This is a genomic window from Streptomyces sp. NPDC031049 (assembly GCF_055571015.1).
This window is the reverse complement of the sequence record NZ_JBVIGC010000012.1, coordinates 1-18,335: the sequence shown is the minus strand read 5'-3', so window position 1 is coordinate 18,335 and position 18,335 is coordinate 1. Positions and strand designations below refer to the sequence as shown.

At 71.9% G+C, this 18,335-nt stretch carries 13 protein-coding genes; 8 read left to right on the top strand and 5 right to left on the bottom strand.

Annotated elements, in window-relative coordinates; translation table 11 throughout:
• Positions 1 to 24: 24 nt before the first annotated feature.
• The 6 genes from ACZ45Q_RS20800 to ACZ45Q_RS20775 all read left to right on the top strand — a co-directional run bounded on the left by ACZ45Q_RS20800 (position 25) and on the right by ACZ45Q_RS20775 (position 7,774).
• Positions 25 to 3,177 carry an FAD-binding and (Fe-S)-binding domain-containing protein gene (locus ACZ45Q_RS20800; RefSeq protein WP_468263302.1) on the top strand — a complete coding sequence of 1,051 codons (3,153 nt, stop codon included), beginning with the start codon at positions 25 to 27 and terminating at the stop codon, positions 3,175 to 3,177.
• Positions 3,178 to 3,812: 635 nt separating this feature from the next.
• Positions 3,813 to 4,313, top strand: coding sequence for a hypothetical protein (locus ACZ45Q_RS20795; protein ID WP_468263299.1), 501 nt, complete (start codon positions 3,813 to 3,815; stop codon positions 4,311 to 4,313).
• 218 nt (positions 4,314 to 4,531) lie between these two features.
• The gene (coxB, locus tag ACZ45Q_RS20790) at positions 4,532 to 5,179 is read left to right on the top strand and encodes a cytochrome c oxidase subunit II (RefSeq protein ID WP_468263296.1); all 648 of its coding nucleotides are present in this window, start codon (positions 4,532 to 4,534) and stop codon (positions 5,177 to 5,179) included.
• A complete protein-coding gene (locus ACZ45Q_RS20785; RefSeq protein WP_468263293.1) occupies positions 5,176 to 6,858 on the top strand; it encodes a cytochrome c oxidase subunit I in 1,683 nt (560 codons plus the stop codon). Before coxB ends, ACZ45Q_RS20785 begins: the two co-directional genes overlap by 4 nt.
• Positions 6,855 to 7,214, top strand: a complete 360-nt coding sequence (locus tag ACZ45Q_RS20780) for a hypothetical protein (protein ID WP_468263290.1) — start codon at positions 6,855 to 6,857, stop codon at positions 7,212 to 7,214. Before ACZ45Q_RS20785 ends, ACZ45Q_RS20780 begins: the two co-directional genes overlap by 4 nt.
• A 5-nt stretch (positions 7,215 to 7,219) precedes the next feature.
• Complete coding sequence (locus tag ACZ45Q_RS20775; RefSeq protein WP_468263288.1) at positions 7,220 to 7,774, top strand: cytochrome c oxidase assembly protein; 555 nt, start codon at positions 7,220 to 7,222, stop codon at positions 7,772 to 7,774.
• On the opposite strand, the gene qcrB is transcribed toward ACZ45Q_RS20775, so the two are convergent.
• On the bottom strand, positions 7,698 to 9,338 hold the full coding sequence (qcrB, locus tag ACZ45Q_RS20770; protein ID WP_468263287.1) for a cytochrome bc1 complex cytochrome b subunit: 1,641 nt from the start codon (positions 9,336 to 9,338) through the stop codon (positions 7,698 to 7,700). The two genes, ACZ45Q_RS20775 and qcrB, sit on opposite strands and share 77 nt — an antisense overlap.
• Before the next feature lie 153 nt (positions 9,339 to 9,491).
• Positions 9,492 to 12,803: a formate dehydrogenase gene (fdh, locus tag ACZ45Q_RS20765; protein ID WP_468263285.1), complete on the bottom strand. Its 3,312-nt coding sequence runs from the start codon at positions 12,801 to 12,803 to the stop codon at positions 9,492 to 9,494.
• Positions 12,804 to 12,954: 151 nt separating this feature from the next.
• Here fdh and ACZ45Q_RS20760 point away from each other — a divergent pair, with 151 nt between their 5' ends.
• Entirely contained in the window at positions 12,955 to 14,313 is a 1,359-nt protein-coding gene (locus ACZ45Q_RS20760) for a glycosyltransferase (RefSeq protein WP_468263282.1), read from the top strand.
• 93 nt (positions 14,314 to 14,406) lie between these two features.
• Here ACZ45Q_RS20760 and ACZ45Q_RS20755 read toward each other — a convergent pair whose 3' ends face one another.
• From ACZ45Q_RS20755 to ACZ45Q_RS20745, 3 genes are all read right to left on the bottom strand, one after another.
• Positions 14,407 to 15,432, bottom strand: a complete 1,026-nt coding sequence (locus ACZ45Q_RS20755; RefSeq protein ID WP_468263280.1) for a TerC family protein — start codon at positions 15,430 to 15,432, stop codon at positions 14,407 to 14,409.
• Between the two features lie 241 nt (positions 15,433 to 15,673).
• The gene (locus ACZ45Q_RS20750) at positions 15,674 to 16,705 is read right to left on the bottom strand and encodes an AI-2E family transporter (RefSeq protein ID WP_468263277.1); all 1,032 of its coding nucleotides are present in this window, start codon (positions 16,703 to 16,705) and stop codon (positions 15,674 to 15,676) included.
• Between the two features lie 58 nt (positions 16,706 to 16,763).
• A complete protein-coding gene (locus ACZ45Q_RS20745; protein ID WP_468263275.1) occupies positions 16,764 to 17,186 on the bottom strand; it encodes a PRC-barrel domain-containing protein in 423 nt (140 codons plus the stop codon).
• A 415-nt stretch (positions 17,187 to 17,601) separates the two neighbouring features.
• Here ACZ45Q_RS20745 and ACZ45Q_RS20740 point away from each other — a divergent pair.
• Positions 17,602 to 18,335 (top strand): cobalamin-dependent protein (locus ACZ45Q_RS20740; RefSeq protein ID WP_468263272.1); only part of this gene is annotated, 734 nt, incomplete at its 3' end.

Here is an 18,335-nt window from a genome sequence, read left to right as displayed (position 1 = left end):
TCACCGAAGGAGCCCCGAGACACCATGGCGAAGCCGGCACGCCGGGTCACCCGCGACATCCCGGCCAAGACCCACCCCGACATCCCCGGCCCGCCCCGGGCCCGCGAGACCGTCGACGTCGGCGGGCTGGCGCGGGCGCTGCGCAAGGCCGTCGAGGGCGAGGTCCGCTTCGACACCGCCTCCCTCGGCTTGTACGCGCAGGACGCGTCCAACTTCCGGCAGGTGCCGATCGGCGTGGTGATCCCCCGCAGTCTCGACGACGTCGTCGCGGTGCACAGGATCTGCCACCGCTTCGGCGCCCCGATCCTCAGCCGCGGCGGCGGGACCAGCCTGTCCGGGGAGACCGTCAACGAGGCCGTGGTCATCGACCACTCCAAGTACCTCACCGCCATCGGGGAGGTGGACCCCGAGCGCCGCCTGGTCACCTGCGAACCCGGCGTCATCAACGAGGACCTCAACCGCCACACCGGCCGGTACGACCTGGTGTTCGGCCCGGACCCCTCCTCGCACTCGCGCTGCGTGATCGGCGGCAACATCGGCAACAACTCCTGCGGCATCCACTCGGTGCAGTCGCAGCTCTACGGTCCCGGGCCGCGCACCAGCGACAACGTCCACGCCCTGGAGGTCGTCACCTACGACGGCGCCCGCTTCTGGGTCGGCGTGAACGAGGAGGAACGCCTCGACGAGATCATCGCCGAGGGCGGACGCAAGGGTGAGATCTACGCCGCGCTGCGCGACCTGCGCGACAGGTACGCCGACGCCATCCGCAAGGGCTTCCGCTCCGAGCAGCAGGTGCCGCGCCGGGTCTCCGGCTACAACCTGGACGAACTCCTGCCCGAGCGGGGCTTCAACGTCGCCCGCGCCCTGGTGGGCACCGAGAGCACCTGCGCGACCGTCCTGCGCTCGCAGCTCCTGCTCACTCCCGCGCTGCTCAAGCGCACCACCGTGGTGGTCGAGTACGACGACCTCGCCGACGCCGCCGAGCACTGCATGGAGATCATCGAACGGTGGCGGCCGATCGGCCTGGAGGCGCTCGACGACCGGCTCATCCGCAACCAGCAGATCGGCAACATCCATCCCGGGGACCTCCAGGAGCTGCCGCGTCTGGGCGGCGGGGCCTGGCTCGTCGTCCAGTTCGGGGCCGACACGTCCGAGGAGTCGCTCGGCACGGCGCACGGCTTCATGCGGTGGCTCGCCGACGACAAGGGCTACGCGCCGGACCGTGTCCGCCTCGCCAGGAGCAAGGAGGAGGGCGGGACCAGCGAGCACCTGTGGGCGATCCGGGAGAGCGGCCTCGGCTCGACGGCGTTCCCGCCGGACGGGCAGGACCACTGGCCCGGCTGGGAGGACTCCGCCGTGCCGCCGGACCGCATCGGCGAGTACGTCCGCGAGCTGCACCGCGTCATGGACCGGCACGGCATCACCGGCGCCATGTACGGCCACTTCGGCCAGGGCTGCATCCACAGCCGGCTCAGCTTCGACCTGCGCACCGCCGAGGGCCTGGCCGCCTACCGGGCGTTCATGGAGGAGGCCGCCGACCTGTGCGTGTCCATGGGCGGCTCCGTCTCGGGCGAGCACGGCGACGGACAGCAGCGCGGGGAACTGCTGGAGAAGCAGTTCGGTCCGGAACTCGTGCAGGCGATGCGGGAGTTCAAGGCCGTCTGGGACCCGCGGTGGAAGATGAACCCCGGCAAGGTCGTCGACGCCTACCGGATGGACGAGAACCTCAAGCTGGGCACCGACTACAACCCGCCCCGCCCCCAGGTGAAGTTCGCCTACGAGCAGGACGGCGGCGACTTCGCGCACGCCACCATCCGCTGCGTCGGCGTCGGCAAGTGCCGGGTGCCCGAGGCGAAGACGACGATGTGCCCCAGCTACCAGGTGACCCGCGAGGAGAAGCACACCACCCGGGGCCGGGCCCGGCTGCTGTACGAGATGCTCAAGGGCGACGTCATCACCGACGGCTGGCAGTCCAAGGAGGTCTTCGACGCCCTCGACCTGTGCCTGGCCTGCAAGGGCTGCACCAACGACTGCCCGGTCGACGTCGACATGCCGACCTACAAGGCCGAGTTCCTGCACCACCATTTCAAGTCGGCCCGCCGGTGGCGCCCCCGCCACGCCTATGCGTTCGGCTTCATCGACCAGGTCGCCCGGCTCGCCTCCCGGATGCCCGAGCTGGCCAACCTCGTCACCCACACGCCGGGACTGGCGCGTGTCGCCAAGCTGGTGGCCGGTATCGACCGACGCCGCCCGCTCCCCCGCTTCGCTCCCATGACCCTGAAGGAGTGGTTCGCCCGGCGCGGCGGCACCGCCAACCCCTCCGGCCGCCCGGTGGTGCTCTTCCCCGACACCTTCAACAACTACTTCCACACCGGGGTCGGCGTGGCCTGCGTCGAGGCGATCGAGGCCGCCGGCTGGCAGGTCGTCATGCCCGAGCAGCACATCTGCTGCGGACGGCCCCTGTACGACTACGGCTTCCTCGACGCCGCCGAGCGCTATCTCCACCGCGTCCTGGACGTGCTCCGACCGCACCTGAGGGCCGGCACACCGGTCGTCGGCATGGAACCGAGCTGCCTGGCCGTGTTCAAGGACGAGCTGCTCAAGCTCCTCCCGCACGACGACGACGCCCGGCGCCTGGTCGGCAACGCCTACCACTTCCCGGAGTTCTTCCAGCACTTCGGCATCGAACCTCCCGCGCTCGACGGCAAGGCCCTGCTGTGGGGGCACTGCCACCACCGGGCCACCGGCGGCATGGACCCCGAGCGGGAGCTGCTGGAGAAGATGGGCCTCGACGTGGAGGACCTCCAGGGCGGCTGCTGCGGTCTGGCCGGGTCCTGGGGCTTCGAGTCCGGCAAGTACGGCATCTCCATGGACTGCGGCGAACAGGCGCTGCTGCCCGCCGTCCGCGACGCGGAGCAGGACCGCCTGGTGGTGGCCGACGGGTTCTCCTGCAAGACGCAGATCGAGGACGCCGGCACCGGGCGGCGGGCTCTGCACGTCGCCGAGGTGATGAAGCTGGCCCGCGACCAGGGCGCCCGCCCGCCCGGCCCGCTTCCCGAGCGGGGCGCCGCCGCATCGCCCAGGCCGCCCCTGAGGAAGCGCGCCGTGCGGATCTCGGCCGCCGCCCTCGTCGCGGCCGCCGCCACCGCGGCCGGCGTCCGCGCGTGCCGCCGCTGACCTCCGTACGGACCGGCGTGCCCGTCACGGAGCGGCCCCGCCTTCCTCCCTGGCATCCCTGAGACGCCGGTTGTGCCAGGCCCACGGCGCGGCGGATCTCCGGCTCGTGCAGGCCGGTACGGCAGGCGAGCTGCTCCATGCTCAGCACCTGAGGGCCGGTGGTCAGGGCGCGCGCCACCTTCGCGGCCCACAGCTCCTCCTCCACGTAGGGGCGCCGCCGGTACCGCTCCCGCAGTGTCGCGAAGTGCGCCTCGCCGCACGCGGTGAGACGCCGCAGCCCGTCGAACCACTCCGCCTCGTGGACGGCCGACGAATCGGGCACGTAACCCGACACCGCCTCGTCGGCGGGGAAGGTCACGGCGCACAGGTCGCACAGCTCCAGCCGGACGACGTCGGCGTGCCGCGGGCGCTTCTTCTGCTTCCGGCGCTTCCCCATGGAGTCTCCCGAAGAGAGGCGGCCCCGGCGGCGTCCGCCGCCGGGGGACGACTCAGGAGTTCCCCGCCGCGACGCCGGGGCACCCGGCGCCACCCGGTGGCACCCGACCGTACGAGCCGACGGCGGCCGTGGCGCGCGCGGGCGGCGGGCCGGACAGTACGGTGTCACGAACCGCGCAGAACTACCGAAAGCTGGTCGCATGGGCAAGGGTGTCGGGCGGTTGGCACACGGCGTGCGGGCGTCACTGCGCAACAACGGACAGGCCTACGGCTACTCGGTGTCCATCACGGTGGCCATCGCGTTGCTCAACACCGAGGCCAAGGTCCCGGGCGCCGTACACCTGATCTACTTCGCGCTCGGTGCCGCCGTGGCCTTCAGTCTGCTCCAGGCCCTGGCGTCGGCCGGGTTCCGCAAGCCGCTGGAGCCGGAGCCCAGCACGGTCACGGCCATGGGCGTCTCGCTGAGCCTGGTGTCGGTGGGCACCTCGGTCCTGCTGGCCTGGGGCTGCGCCCACTACATCGGCGGGGTGACGGCCTGGCCGGTGACGTCCTTCGGCGTGTCCGCCGTGTACCTGGTCGTGGCGGGAGCGGAACTCGCCCTGGCCGAACGGGCGCAGGCCGCCTCCGAGCACGGCGGGGAGGTCGAGCGGCAGACGGAGCAGGAGGAGAAGGAGCACCACGACGACCCCTCGGAGGAGTAGCCGGCCCTGGCCGGCGAAGGGTGTAAGTGCCCCGCGTCCGGGCACCCCGCCCAGCGGTGTGTCTGCTCGCGGACCGTCAGGCTTGCCCGTAACGTCCGGTTGGCCTCGTTCGCGGCACAAGACGGGAGTGATCGGATGGTGGTCGAGGGCGCCCCCGGGGCGGCCGGCCGCGGGCTGCGCGCCCGCTGCCGGCAGGCGGGGAAGGCGGGGGCGGCACCGTGAAGCAGCGTCAGATCTTCGGCGAGGTCTTCATCCTGGAGTCGATCGTCGCGGCAGTCGTCTTCCTCGCCGTACTGGCCGTGTTCGGCTACGCGCTGGTCAGGCGGCGCGCCGCACGGCGGGTGACCGCCTCGCAGCGGGCGGAGCGCCCCCGCCTGGAGACCTACTACGTCGGGGTCCTCGCCGCGTTCGCCGTCTTCCTGGTGGCGTGGACGGCCTGGCAGAACCACCGCGAGCACCGGCCACCCGAACAGCCGCCCGTGCGCGTGGACGTGAGCGCCCGCCAGTGGTGCTGGACCTTCGCCTACCCGGAGTCGGCCCAGCGCCGCAGCGTCTCGGGAACCTGCCGCGGCGACGACCTGCCCACCCTGGTCGTGCCCACCGGCCGGCCGGTCGAGATCCGGCTGACCTCCCGTGACGTCATCCACTCGATGTGGGTCCCGGAGCTGCGCTACAAGATGGACGCCTTCCCCGACCACGTGAACACCTTCACCCTCAGCTTCGACCGGGAGGGCCGCTGGATGGGCAAGTGCGCCGAGTTCTGCGGTCACCTCCACTACGCCATGCACTTCTGGATCAAGGCGGTGTCGCCCGAGGAGTACGACCGGTGGCTCCAGCAGGGCGGCGGTCAGGGGGCGGCGGCATGACGTCGGCGCCGCCCGCCACCGAGGACGAGACCGCCGGACGGCCCGTCGCACCCGGCGGCTGGCTGGGCTGGGTCAGCAGCACCGACCACAAGCGCATCGGGCTGCTGACCTGCGGCACCGCCCTGGTGCTGTTCGTGGTCGTGGGCATCCTCGCCCTGATCATGCGCGCCCAGCTCGCCCGGCCCGAGCAGGAACTGGTGGGCGTGGACACCTACAACCAGCTGTTCACCATCCACGGCTCCGGAATGATCTACATGGTGATCACTCCGTTCGCCATCGGCATGGGCGTCTACCTGGTGCCCTTGCAGATCGGCGCACCGGCGATCGCCATGCCCCGCCTCACCCTGTTCGCCTACTGGCTCTACGCCGCCGGCGCGGTGGTGATGCTCAGCGGATTCGCGACGTCGAACGGCGCGCACAGCAGCGGCTGGTTCTCCTACCCGCCGATGGCCGACAGCCGGTTCTCGCCCGGCGTCGGATCGGACCTGTGGATCGTCGGCGTCTTCCTCGCCACCACCGGCACCATCGTCATGGGCTGGTCCGTGCTGTGGACCGTGCTGCGCAAGCGGGCCCGCGGGATGACGCTGCTCAGGCTGCCGGTGTTCTCCTGGTCGATGATCGTCACCTGCCTGATGGTGATCGGCGCCTTCCCCGCGCTGCTGGCCGCCCTGGTCCTGCTCGCCGTCGGCCGGGCCGACCCGTCGATCTTCCAGCACAATGTGTGGAACATCGGCTACCAGCACCTGTTCTGGTTCTACGGCCACCCCGTGGTCTACGTGATGTTCTTCCCGTTCCTGGCCGCGGTGGCCGAGGTCCTTGCCGTCTTCTCCGGCCGCCGCTTCTTCGGCTACAAGGGCACGGTCCTGTCGCTGCTGGTCTTCGCCGCCCTGTCGATGAGCGTGTGGGGCCACCACATGTTCGCCACCGGGCAGGCGGCCAACGACTACTACTCGCTGACCTCCATCGCCCTGCTCGTCCCCGCGGGCATCGAGTACTTCGCCATGCTCGGCACGATCGTCGGCGGGCGCCTGAGGTTCACCACGCCGATGCTGTTCGCCCTGGCGTTCATCCCGCAGTTCCTGATCGGCGGCCTGACCGGCATCATGGTCGGCACCCCGGTCATCGACTACCACGTCACCGACAGCTACTTCGTCGTCGCCCACCTGCACTACGTGCTGTTCGCCGGCAGCGCCTTCGGCCTGTTCGCCGCCGTCTACTTCTGGTTCCCGAAGGTGACCGGCGTGATGCTGGGCGACCGCGGCGGCCGGCTGCACTTCTGGCTGCTCGTCATCGGCACCAACCTGACGTTCCTGCCCATGTTCGCCCTCGGCTACCTCGGCATGCCGCGCCGGGTGGCGACGTACGCGGACTTCGAAGGGTTCGGCACCATGAACCTGCTGGCCACCATCGGCGCCGCGTTCCTCGCCGCGGCCATGATGGTGTTCATCGTCAACGTCCTGTGGACCCTGCGCCGCCGGGCCCTCGGCCGGGCCACGCCGGCTCCCGACGACCCGTGGGGCGGCCACAGCCTCGAATGGGCCACCTCCTCGCCGCCGCCCCGGTTCAACTTCACCACCCGGTACCCGCTGCCGCCCGTCACCAGCTTCGCGCCCCTGCTGGACCTGCGGCAGCGGCTCGGCCGCGAGGTGACCGAGGGCCCGTCCGGAGGCGAGCGGTGAAGCGGCACGTGTCGTTCGCGGTCGTGGCGGGCTGGGGCGGACTCAACGCCCTGCTGCTGGCGGTGCTCGCCGTCTACGGCGAGAGCGCGCTCGTCTTCTGGCTGTGGGGCGGCGTCGTGGTCCTGCTGGAGGCGACCGCCCTCGCCGTGTACCTGTCCTCGCGTCGCCGGCCCGAGGAGCACACCCGCTACCGGGTGCCGGACCGGGCCGCCGGTGCGGCGGCACCCGCCGCCATCGGCACCGTCCTGGTGGCCCTGGCCTTCGTCTACGGCCTGTGGCTGCTGGCGGTGGGACTCCCGCTGCTGCTCGTGGCGACCGCCCTGACGGTGCGCGGCACGACCGCGCGGGAGGAATGATCCGGGTGGACCACTCGACGCACGTGCCGCACCTGTCCTCCGTGGCCGCCATGGCCTGCTCCGGCTTCGCCCTGGCCGCCGTCGTACCGGGCCTGGTGTGGCTCACGCGGCGGTCCCCGCTGTGGGAGAAGGCCGGTCTGCCCCCCGGCGTGGCCCTGCCGCTGCTGGTGCTGCTGCACGCCTGGGCCGTGCTCGGCGGCCCGCTGGGACTGGTGCCCGAGGCCGGGCACCTGGTGACGGAACCGGTGCTGCTCGCGGGCGCCGCGCTCTTCTGGGTGCCCGTCCTGACCCGCACCCGGCACCGGCTCAGCGACCCGGGCCGCTGCCTGTACCTGTTCCTGGCCGCGCCGCTGCTGGACCTGCCCGCGCTCGGCATCATCGCCGCGGGCCACTCGGCGGAGGGCATCGCGATGATCGTCGGCATGCTGCCGCTGGGCGTCGTCGCGGCCGTGATCACCTGGCGGTGGGCCAAGCGGGAGGAGGCTACGACTCCTCCGGCACCTCCGCCTCACCCGGCGCCGCCCGCACGGCCTCGATCCGGCGGCGCTGCCACTCGGTGACCGGGAACTCGACCCGCTCGGCGAAGTACCAGCGGCTGAGCGCGTTGCGGAGGCGGTGCTTGCGGAACCAGCGCCACGCCTCCGTGCCGTGGGCCCGCGGCCGCGGTTCGTCGCGCACCAGGATGCGGTAGGCCTCGGCGGCGGGCAGTGGCGTGCGGGTCTGCCGGTAGCCGGCGTCGTCGTCCCGGCGCACCTCGGGCGTCGCCCGCCCCTCGAGCAGCCGTCGCCGGTCGGCGGCCTGGAGTCCCAGGCAGGCCCGCTTGGTGATGTGGTAGGCCAGGAAGGGCCCGAGGAACAGCAGTACGCGGAAGGTGTACGTGATGAGTTCGAGGTTCACGTGGAACACCAGGGCGATGACGTCCTGCCCGCCGGCCATCAGCAGCACGGCGTAGGCGGTGACCGCGGCGACGCCCAGCGCGGTGCGGGTGGGCCGGTCGCGGGGCCGGTCGCACAGGTGCTGTTCGGGCAGCGGGCCGGTGATCCAGCGCTCGAAGTACGGATAGCTGTAGAGGATGACGAACAGCGTCGTGGGCAGGACCACGCCCGGCAGGAAGACGTCCCACACGACGGTGTGCCCGGCGATGTTCGTCTCGGCGGCGGGCATCAGACGCAGGGCCCCCTCCAGGAACCCCACGTACCAGTCGGGTTGCGCGTCGATGGAGACCTTGTCCGCGCGGTAGGGGCCGAACTCCCACACCGGGTTGATCTGCATCACGGCGCCCATCAGCGTGAGCACGCCCGCCACGGCGAACATCAGGCCGACCGACTTGGTCGTGTACTGCGGGTAGAACGGCTTGCCGACGACGTTGCGGTTGGTCCGGCCCGGCCGGGCCCACTGGGTGTGCTTGTGGTAGACGACGAACCCCAGATGGACGACGACGAGCGCGAGCAGCAGCCCCGGCAGCAGCAGGATGTGGGCCACGTACAGGCGCGGGATGATGTCGTGGCCGGGGAACTCGCCGCCGAAGACGAAGAACGACACGTACGTGCCCACGACCGGGATCGAGAGCATGATGCCCTGGGCCGTGCGCAGACCGGTGCCCGAGAGCAGGTCGTCGGGGAGCGAGTAGCCGCAGAAGCCCTCCAGCAGGGCCAGCAGGAACAGGGTCACCCCGATGGTCCAGTTGACCTCACGGGGCCGGCGGAAGGCGCCGGTGAAGAAGATGCGCAGCAGGTGCACACCGATCGCGGCGACGAACACCAGCGCCCCCCAGTGGTGGATCTGCCGGATCAGCAGCCCGCCGCGCAGGTCGAAGCTGATGTGCAGCACCGAGGCGTACGCCTCCGACGTCATGACGCCTTGCAGGGGCACGTACGACCCGGTGTACGGCCGCTCCGCCATGCTCGGGTCGAAGAAGAAGGTGAGGAACACCCCGGTGACCACGAGCACCAGGAGGCTGTAGAGGGCGATCTCGCCCAGCAGGAACGACCAGTGGTCGGGGAACGCCTTGCGCAGGAACTGCTGGCCCGCCGAGGAGACCGGCAGGCGCTTGTCCAGCGCGCTCGCCACCCTTTCCCCGCGCGTGGCGCGTCCCGCTGAGTCCTTCTCGTCCCGGAGCGCCACGGTGCGTCGTCCTCCTGCCGCTCGGCCGTGCCCACAGCACACTGTTCTTCGGTCGTCGCTCAACGCTCACGTCGAGCCTGGCACGGGTCCCCGGGCCGCGCGCGGCCGAAACGGCGGCCGGGGGAGAGGTCCGCCGGCCCGCGTGACGTGCGCTCAGGGCTCCGTGCCGGTGCTCTCGTCGATGCCCGCCCGGTCCCGGTACTCCCGTACCAGCCGGGTGGCGGCCGGTCCCCGCGGGCGCCGGCCCGGACGGATGTCGACGGCGAAGGCCTTGGTCTCCTGGATGTGGGTGTTGGGGTCCAGGGACATGTGCAGCAGCTCGTTGGCGGCGTCGCCGGTGCTGTATCCGTTCGGGCCCCAGTGGTAGGGCAGGCCGACCTGGTGCAGGGCACGCCCGTGCACGGTCAGCGACGCCATCCGGTCGGTGACCAGCACCCGCGCCTCCACCACGCCGCGGGCGCTGACGATCGTCGCCCAGCCGGTGTGCTCCAGCCCGCGCTCGGCGGCCAGCTCGGGGGAGACCTCGCAGAAGAACTCCGGCTGGAGTTCCGCGAGATAGGGCTGCCAGCGCGACATGCCGCCCGCGGTGTGATGCTCGGTCAGCCGGTAGGTGGTGGCGACGTACGGGAACACCTCCGCGCCGGGGTCGTCGCCGCTGGGCTGGTAGCGGTTGTCCGGATGCGGCGGCAGCAAGTGCCGTACGGGATTGCGCTGCTGCCGGTACAGGGCGTTCGGGAACGGCGAGTCCTGCGGCTCGTAGTGGGTCGGCAGGGGGCCGTCGGTCAGCCCGGCCGGCACGTACAGCCAGGCCTTGCCGTCCGCCTGCATGATGAACGCGTCCCTGCCCCCCAGGGCCTGCGGGCCCTGCGCGTCCGGTGGCGGCTCGTGGTCGGGCGCCTTGTCGGGCGTGAAGTCCGGGACGTCGTGGCCCGTCCACTTCCCCTCGTCGGCGTCCCACCACACCAGTGCCTTGCGCTCGCTCCACGGCCTGCCGTCCGGGTCGGCGGAGGCGCGGTTGTACAGGATCCGCCGGTTGGCGGGCCAGGCCCAGCCCCACTCGCCGGCCACCCAGTCCTGCTGCTCACCCGGCTTGCGGCGCGCCGCCTGGTTCACACCGTCCGCGTACACCCCGCAGTAGATCCAGCAGCCGCACGCCGTGGAACCGTCGGCCCTCAACTGCTCGTACGAGGCCAGCGGAGCGCCGTCGGCGTCGTGGCCGTTGATCTCCGCCAGGACGGCCGCCGCGTCGGGTTCGGCGTGCTCACCCTCGGTGGGGTAGTCCCAGGTCAGATCCAGCAGCGGCCGGTCCATCGGGTCGGTGGACCCGGCGAGCTTGGCGCGGACGATCCGCCCCAGGTGGTAGGTGAACCACAGGTCGCTGCGCGCCTCGCCGGGCGGCTCCACGGCCCGGTGGTGCCACTGCAACAACCGCTGGGTGTTGGTGAAGGTGCCGTCCTTCTCGGTGTGCGCGGCGGCCGGCAGGAAGAACACCTCGGTGCCGATGTCCTCGGTGCGCAGCTCGCCCGTCTCGATCTCCGGGCCGTCCTTCCACCAGGTGGCCGACTCGATGAGCGAGAAGTCCCGCACCACCAGCCAGTCCAGCTCGGCCATGCCCAGCCGCTGCATCTTGGCGTCGGCGGAGCCGACCGCGGGGTTCTCGCCCATCAGGAAGTAGCCCTTGCAGGTGCCCTCCAGCTGGGCCATCACGGTCTCGTAGGTGGAGTGCGAGCCGGTCAGCCGCGGCAGGTAGTCGAAGCAGAAGTCGTTGTCCGCCGTGGCGGCGTCCCCCCAGTACGCCTTGAGCAGGCTCACGAGGTAGGCGCGCATGTTTCCCCAGTAGCCCTTGCGGGCCGCCTCACCCTGGACGAAGGAGTCCAGGTCGTCGCGCCGGTGCGCGTGCGGCATCGGGATGTAGCCGGGCAGCAGGTTGAACAGGGTCGGGATGTCCGTGGAGCCCTGGATGGAGGCGTGTCCGCGCAGCGCCAGGATGCCGCCGCCGGGCCGGCCGATGTTGCCGAGCAGGCTCTGCAGGACGGCGGCGGCGCGGATGTACTGCACGCCCACGGTGTGCTGGGTCCAGCCCACCGCGTACGCGAAGGCGGTGGTCCGCTCGCGCCCCGAGTTCTCGGTGACCAGGTCGCAGACCTGACGGAAGAGTTCCTGCGGCACCCCGCAGACCCGCTCGACGACCTCGGGCGTGTAGCGGGCGTAGTGCCGCTTGAGCACCTGGAACACACAGCGCGGGTGGGTGAGCGTCTCGTCGCGCTCCGGCTCGCCCGCACCGATGCCGGCGCCGCCCGAGCCGTGGGACTCGGCACCGCCGGCCTCGCGGACGCTGCGGTCGGCACCGTCGGAGGATTCGCCGTCGGCGCCTTCGGCGGAGCTGCCGTCGGCGCCCCCGGTGCGCCGCTCGAACTCCTGGTCGCGCTGGCCGGAGGCCGCCTGGACCTCCACGCCCTCGTACTGCCAGCTGCTGTTGTCGTAGCTGCGGCTGTCCGGGTCGAGACCGGAGAAGACGCCGTCGAGGTCCTCGGTGTCGCGGAACTCCTCCCGCAGGATCACCGGCCCGTTGGTGTACGCCACCACGTACTCGCGGAAGTACTTCTCGTTGCTCAGGACGTGGTTGATGATCCCGCCGAGGAAGGCGATGTCCGAACCCGCGCGCAACGGCACGTGGACGTCGGCCAGCGCGCTGGTCCGGGTGAACCGCGGGTCCACGTGGACCACCTTCGCGCCCCGGGCCTTCGCCTCCATCACCCACTGGAACCCGACCGGATGGCACTCGGCCATGTTCGAGCCCTGGATGACGATGCAGTCCGAGTTCTGCAGATCCTGCTGGAAGGTGGTCGCGCCGCCGCGGCCGAACGAGGTTCCCAGACCGGGAACGGTGGAGGAGTGTCAAACACGCGCCTGATTCTCGATCTGCACCGCGCCGAGAGCGGTGAACAGCTTCTTGATCAGGTAGTTCTCCTCGTTGTCCAGCGTGGCCCCGCCCAGGCTGGCGATGCCGAGCGTGCGCCGGGTGCGGGTCTCGTCGACCTCCCACTGCCAGCCGGCCCGCCGCGCCTCGACGACCCGGTCGGCGATCATGTCCATCGCCGTGTCCAGGTCGAGGCGCTCCCACTCGGTGCCGTGCGGACGCCGGTACAGCACGTGGTGTTCGCGGGCGCTCCCGGTGGTCAGCTGGAGGCTGGCCGCGCCCTTGGGGCAGAGCCTGCCGCGGGAGACGGGCGAGTCGGGATCACCCTCGATCTGGGTGACACGCTCGTCCTGGACGTAGACGTTCTGCCCGCAGCCCACGGCGCAGTACGGGCAGATCGACTTCACCACCCGGTCCGCCTCGGCGACCCGGGGGGTGAGCCGCGCGCTGCCCGCGCTCTTGGCGGCTGCCCCGCGGCCCAGGGGATCGGTGCCCTTGAGCTGCCGGTAGACCGGCCAGGAGTCGATCCAGGTGCGTACGCCCATGGCCTCCGCCCTCTCGGTGCTGCTCCGTGCGCGTGGGTGAGTGCCCCGCTTCCGCGGGTTCAATCGTCGGCAACGCCGATCGGCGGTGACCGTGCGGCGCGGACGGCGGCGGGCCGTGCGAAGGAGCCGGGGGCCGGGTAGTCCTGCTGCCATGGGCACCACCTCCCCCCACGGGCACGACACCGCTTCGGCCTGCGCGGGCGTCACCTCGGTCGCGGTCCTGGTGGACCTGCTCAGGACCGGGGCGTCCGGCGGTCACGTGAAGTGCTGGGAGCGCTTCGCCGAGGCCGCGGCGGCACGGCGGCCGGATTCCGGGCCGGACATCGACCTGACCCTGTACGTGCTGGGACGCTGCGAAGGCGTGGAGGAACTCTCGGCCCGCGTGCGGTTCGTCGCCCTGCGCCCGGTGCTGAGCACCGCGGCGGTCATGCCGGCGGTGGGCGGAGTGGACGTCACCGACCTGGCACCCCACCACCCCCGCCTGGCCGCACTGCTGCCCCGCCACGACGTATGGCACCTCACCCACACCTTCGCGTTCGCGCAGACCGCCGTCCGGCTCGCCCGCCGCGCCGCCCCCGGCCGGCGGGCGAGCCTGGTGGCCTCGCTGCACACGGACGTCCCGGCGCTGGCGTCCGTGTACACCCGCCAGGTGATCGGCAAGGTGCCCGGCCTGGCCGGGCCGGCCGGCGGGCTGCCTCACGCGGTCGGAGAACTCGCCCGGCGCCGGCGCGACCGGCTGCTCCGCCACTGCGACCGGGTGCTCGCGTCCTCACCGGAGGTCTGCGAGGAGATCTCCCCGGTCACCGGTCCCGACCGGGTGTCGCTGCTGCGCCGCGGCATCGACCACGGCCGGTTCCGGCCCGACCCGGAGGCCCGGCGGGAACTCGCCCGTGTCCACCGGCTCCCCGTCGACCGTCCCCTGGCGCTGTTCGTCGGCCGGGTGGACGCCTCCAAACGCCTCCCGCTGCTCGCGGAGGCGGTCCGCCGCCTCGGGGCCCGGGGCACGCCGGTGCACCTGGTCGTCGTCGGCTCCGGCGCCTGGGACCGCCGGCTCACCGGGCTGCTGGGGCCCGACGTGACGTTCCTGGGGCCGCAGCCGCAGGAACGGCTGCCCCTGGTGTACGCCGGCTGCGACGTCTTCGCCTTTCCGTCGCGCACCGAGACCGTGGGCAACGTCGTCGCCGAAGCGATGGCCTGCGGCCTGCCCGTGGTGCTGCCGGAGGGCGCCCGCACCACGCAATGGCTGGCCGCACCGGGACGCGACGGCCTGGTGGTGAGGGACGACTCGGCACGGGGCTGGGCCGCCGCGCTGGAGCAACTGCTCACCTCGCCGGAGGCCAGGCGGGCGATGGGACGGCGGGCGGCCGGGACCGCACGGGCCCGGCATCCCACCTGGGCGCGGGTACTGGAGGAGGACCTCGTGCCCGTGTGGCGGAAGGCCGCCGCGCGGACGGCGGGCGGAGCGGTCACCGGCCCGGTCACCTCAGGGCGTGGCCGGCACCGCCCGTGAGGCCCGGACGTACGGCACGGGGGAGGGGCGGCCGTAGCCGCGCCGGGGGGTGATGGCCGGCAGCAAGGCGTTCGCCTGCGCCGGCGGGCACCGTCACCGCTCGTCGCGCTCGGCACCGGCCGTGTCCCGGGGACGGCCGGGCTCTCCTCGGCCGGGATCACCGGACTCCGCCTCGTCGCCGCCGGCAGGAGCGGGGCGGACCACGCTGAGCAGGATCGACACGGCCAGGACGACGACGACCACGGCGAGGCTGATCACGGCGTGCACCTCGGGAATGCTGGTGCTGATGACCTTGTGGGACGCCTGAAGGATCAGTTTGACGCCGATGAAGGCGAGGATCAGCGCCAGGCCCTTGCTGAGGTAGTGGAAGCGGTCCAGCAGGCCGGCGAGGAGGAAGTACAGGGCCCGCAGGCCGAGGATCGCGAAGGCGTTGCTGGTGTAGACGATGAAGAGATCACTGCTGACGCCCAGCACGGCGGGCACGCTGTCGACGGCGAACACCAGGTCGGCGCCCTCCACCGCGGCGACCACGGCGAGCAGCGGGGTGGCGACGAGCTTGCCCGCCTCCTTGACGAAGAACCGGTTGCCCGCGTACTCGTCCCGGACGGGGACGACCTTGCGCAGCAGCCGCACGGCCAGGCTCTTGCCCGGATCGACGTTGTCGTCCTCCTTGGTGAGGATCTTGTAGGCGCTGTAGAAGAGGAAGGCACCGAAGACGAACAGGACGGCGGTGAACCGGCTGACCACCGCCACGCCGGCGGCGAGGAAGAGACCACGGAAGACGAGGGCGCCCAGGACGCCGAGGAACAGCACCCGGTGCTGGTACTCGCGGGGAACCTGGAAGTAGCCGAAGATGAGCGCGAAGACGAAGAGGTTGTCGACCGACAGGCTCTTCTCCAGCAGCCACGCCGTCGTGTACTCCACACCGGCGTCAGTGCCGGCCACGAGCAGGACGACCACGCCGAAGGCGATGGCCAACGCGACCCAGACCGCACTCCAGGCAGCGGCCTCCTTGAAGCCGATGACGTGGGCCCGGCGGTGCGCCAGCAGATCGACGGCCAGCGCCACCACGACGGTGACGGCGAACACCACCCACAGCCACAGTGGTACGTCGTGCACGAGTTCGTCCTTTCGACGAGAAGCACCGGCGATCCGTCCTGCCGGCGGCACCCGTGGCCGCTCGAGGACAGCCGGCGCCGGCCGACGCGAGGCCCCGCGGGCATCAGCCGAGGAACGGTGGTCGTCCGCCCCGACTGCCCCGGAACGCCGTGGGCAATCGCCCGCGCCGAAGTCGTCACCGCCGATGGTGAACGCCCGACCCGCCGTCACCCCGTTCGCTCCACCGCCCCTCGACACGGCCTCAGGCGGAGGCGTGACGGGCGCGCAACTCGTCGACGACTCCGAACGCGGCGGCGGTGATCGGTACCGCGAGGAGCACTCCGACGATTCCGGCCACGGACGCGCCCGCGGTGAGCGCCACCAGGATCACCGCCGGGTGGATCCGCACGGTGCGGCTCTGGACCATCGGCTGGAAGATGTTGCCCTCGAGGAACTGGACGACGAGCACCACTGCCAGCACCCACAGTGCGACCGCGAGCCCCCGGTCCGCGAGCGCGACGAGCACCGCGGCGGCACCGGAGACGAAGGCGCCCACGTAGGGGACGTAGGCGCCGAGGAAGACGATCGCGCCGAGCCCGGGCGCACCCGGAACTCCCAGGATCAGCAGGCCGGCGGTGATACAGACCGCGTCGATGAGAGCCACCACGGTGGTGCCCCGCATGAACCCTTCGACGCCCCGGAAGGCCCGCCCGGCCATCGCCTCGACGGCGTCGGCGCTGCTACGCGGCGCGAGGGAGCGCAGGGTGCCGGCGGCCCGGTCGGAGTCGCGCAGGAAGAAGAAGACGAGAAGTACGGCGAGCACCGCCATGCCGAGGGCCTGGAGGGCGGCGCCGACCCCGGCGACGACGCCGGAGGAGGCCGTCCCTCCGAACCTGCCCAGCAGGTCCACGGCGTCGTGGGCGAGGTCCTCCAACGACGTGCCGGACGCGCCGAACTGATCGGCCAGCTGCCGTACCGCCCTGCGCAGCGACGCGACGATCTGGTCCCAGGTGTCGACCAGCGCCACCGTGACGGCGTAGACGGAGCCGCCGACCACGGTGAGGACGACCGTGCAGGTGAGCGCCGCGGCGACGGTCTTGTTGACCCTCGCCTTCAACAGCCACCGGTGGAGGGGCAGGAGCAGCGCGGTACCGAGCAGGGCCAGCAGCACGGGCACGACGGCCGGCCGCAGCGCGACGCACACCTGGATCCCCACGTAGGCCACACCGGCGACCAAGAGGATCAGGCAGCACCAGGCGGCGAGTCGGCGAGCGGGTTCGGGAAGCGGATGCACGCCCTCACCGTACGCACCGGCCGAGCGGTCCCCCGTCAACGACCCCGCCGGGGCCCGGCTACGGTCGGTAGAAGGGGAAGCCGGGGTACACGTAGCCCGGCCCCCAGAACGGCGGGTAGCCGTAGAAGCCGTACACGCTCGTGGAGTACTCGGCCTCGTCGGTGAGGTCGGGGTCGTAGACGGGGGCCTTTGCCACACGCTCGCGCGTCTGGTCGATGAACACCTGCTCGTCGGTGACGCGCGTCACGGCGTCCACCGGCACGAACGACTTGGTCTCGCCGAACCCGAGGAATCCTCCGTGAGCCACCAGGAGAAAGCGGACCTTGCGTTCCGGCGCGTCGATCAGGAGATCGTCCACCTTGCCGACGTCGTTGCCGTCGGTGTCCGTCACCTTGCGGCCTCGCACATCCTCCTCGGGAGTCTCAAGCGTCTGGTCGGAGTCGCTGAGCTTCTGCAGGATCGGGGCGCGGTCGGCTGCCATACGTGCTCTCCTTCGCTCGCTGGGCGTGATGATGCGGTGGGACGGGCTTCACGGCGTGGAACGGTGCCCCGGCGCCCGCCCGTCGGGCGTCACGAGTTCGTCCGCTCAGGACGTGACGAGTGCCGTCCGCGTACCCGTCGGCATGCGGGGCATGCGACGCCGGGACGGGCCGCTTCCTCATGGGGGCGCGCGCCCGCCGGGCCCCGGCGCGGCGGAGCGCGGGTCCGGCCGTCCGACCGGCTCGGCACCCGGCCCGGTGGGTCACCCCTGCGTGCCGTGTGCTGCGACCAGGCGGCGGTATGCGCGGTACGCGGCGCCCCTCGGGCGGCAGGCCCATGGGGACACCACTCCGTCCGGTCCCGTGCCGGTCCCCTTGGTGTTCCGCTTCCGTTCGATCCCGTGACGAGGTGACCCCATGCGTGTGCTGCTCGTCCATCCCAGCGCCCTGATGTACTCCGAGATCTTCCTGCGGCTGGAGCCACTGGGGCTGGAACGGGTGGCCGGGGCCGCCCGGGAGGCGGGGCACGAGGTCCGGGTCGTGGACCGGCAGGTGCTCAGCGAGGCGGCACTGCGCGCCGAGGTGCGCTCCTTCCGCCCCGAGGCCCTCGGCGTCTCCCTCAACTACCTCGCCAACATCCCCGAAGCGATCGACCTGGCCGCCAAGGTCAAACGCGAAATCCCCGGCTGCTTCGTCTTCTTCGGCGGACACAGCGTCTCCTTCGTCGCCGAAGAGGTCCTCGACCAGGCCGCCGGCGCGGTCGACGCCGTGATCCGCGGCGAGGGCGAACCCGTGATGGCCCCGCTGCTCACCGCCGTACGCGACGGCGGAGTGGACCGTGTGCCCGGCATCGTCACCCGCGCCGGCCGCGGCCCGGCACCGCTGATGCTGCACAGCATCGACACCCCCCTCCCGGCCCGGGACCTGATGCGCAACCGCCGCCGCTACTTCATCGGCGAACTCGACCCCTGCGCCTCCATCGAGTTCACCCGCGGCTGCCCATGGGACTGCTCCTTCTGCTCCGCCTGGACCTTCTACGGCCGCAGCTACCGCAAAGTCTCCCCCCAGGCCGCGGCCGACGACCTCGCCCGCATCCGCGAACCCAACGTCTTCATCGTCGACGACGTCGCCTTCATCCGCCCCGAACACGG

Bases quoted from the DNA above. Each gene is read 5' to 3' on its own strand.
- ACZ45Q_RS20800 (WP_468263302.1), top strand. From the start codon at position 25: ATGGCGAAGCCGGCACGCCGGGTCACCCGCGACATCCCGGCCAAGACC.
- ACZ45Q_RS20795 (WP_468263299.1), top strand. From the start codon at position 3,813: ATGGGCAAGGGTGTCGGGCGGTTGGCACACGGCGTGCGGGCGTCACTG.
- ACZ45Q_RS20785 (WP_468263293.1), top strand. From the start codon at position 5,176: ATGACGTCGGCGCCGCCCGCCACCGAGGACGAGACCGCCGGACGGCCC.
- ACZ45Q_RS20745 (WP_468263275.1), bottom strand. From the start codon at position 17,186: ATGGCAGCCGACCGCGCCCCGATCCTGCAGAAGCTCAGCGACTCCGAC.
- ACZ45Q_RS20760 (WP_468263282.1), top strand. From the start codon at position 12,955: ATGGGCACCACCTCCCCCCACGGGCACGACACCGCTTCGGCCTGCGCG.